This window comes from Microbacterium sp. B19, assembly GCF_000333395.1.
Lineage (GTDB): Bacteria > Actinomycetota > Actinomycetes > Actinomycetales > Microbacteriaceae > Microbacterium.
The window spans coordinates 1-1154 of the sequence record NZ_BADA01000354.1 but is presented as its reverse complement, the minus strand read 5'-3'; the positions used below and the strand labels follow the sequence as shown (position 1 = coordinate 1154).

Sequence of the window (1154 nt, the reverse complement as noted above, 5' to 3'; positions counted from 1 at the left end):
CTGACGCGCGGAGTCCCACGCCGATCTGCGGCGCGGCGACGCCGGCACGGCCGGGCGGCTCGACGGTGTCGACGAGGTCGCGGACCAGGGCGCGGATGCCGTCGTCGATCTCCTCGATGGGCGCGCTGGGGCGAGACGACCGCGGCGGGGTCGCGGAGCAGGCGGCGAATCACGCCGGGGCGGGGCTCGGTGTCGTCGTCGAGCGAGAGCGCGTTCGCGGCGCCGGGCACGAGATTGGCGGTCATGCCACCCTCACCTTCGGGTTGATCCATCCCTGTGCGAGATCGACGAGGAGGTTCACGACCACGACGAGCACGACCGTGACGGCGACGACGCCCATGACGACGGGCAGATCGCCCTTCGACGCCGACGTGTTCGCCTGCGTGCCGATCCCGGGGATGTTGAACACCTTCTCGACGATCACGGATCCCGATATGGCGATGATGAAGCTCAGCGAGACCGTGGTCAGTGCCGGCCCTGCGGCATTGCGCAGAGTGTGGCGCAGCAGGACGCTGCGCGTGGGCAGACCGCGGCTGCGCAGGGTGCGCACGTAGTCCTGACGGAGCACGTCGATCGTCGACCCTCGCACCTGAAGGGCGATCGTGGCGATCGAAGCCACCGCGAGGGCGATCACGGGGAGCACGATCGAGGCGAACCATCCGGCGGGCGAGGAGAGGAATGAGGTGTACCCGGTGGGCGGCACCAGACGCAGCTGCACGGCGAAGACGACAGCCAGCACGATCGCCACGAGGAACGCGGGTACCGACTGAATGAGGGTGGCGAAGATCTGCAGACCCCGATCGAGCGCTCCGCGGCGCGTGGCGGCGAGCATGCCCACGGCCGTGCCGATCAGGGTGGACAGCAGAATGGCCGCGATCACCATGGACAGCGTCGGCGGCACGGCATAGCCGAGCAGGGCTCCCGAGTCGGGCTCCTGGGGATACGACCAGGCGACCACCGAGCTGACCTCGTTTCTCGCCCCCGGCGGCGCGGTCCTCGTCTCAGTTCCCGGCCGCGACGACAAGGACCAGTACGGGCGCCTCTTCCGATACGTCCAGGTCAACGGCGAGGATGCCGGCACGCACATGCTTCGCAGCGGCTGGGCGATCGCCCGGTACGACGGCCGCGACGGATACCGCTCGCACCCGCTGCAG

At 69.8% G+C, this 1154-nt stretch carries 2 protein-coding genes; both read right to left on the bottom strand.

Translation table 11 applies throughout. The annotated features are described in order from the left end of the window. Positions 1-118: peptide deformylase (locus tag I5G_RS24770; RefSeq protein ID WP_368844384.1), on the bottom strand; the 118-nt coding region annotated here is incomplete at its 3' end. A gap of 123 nt (positions 119-241) precedes the next feature. After that, on the bottom strand, positions 242-958 hold the full coding sequence (locus tag I5G_RS22300) for an ABC transporter permease (protein WP_022879382.1): 717 nt from the start codon (positions 956-958) through the stop codon (positions 242-244). Positions 959-1154 lie beyond the last annotated feature (196 nt).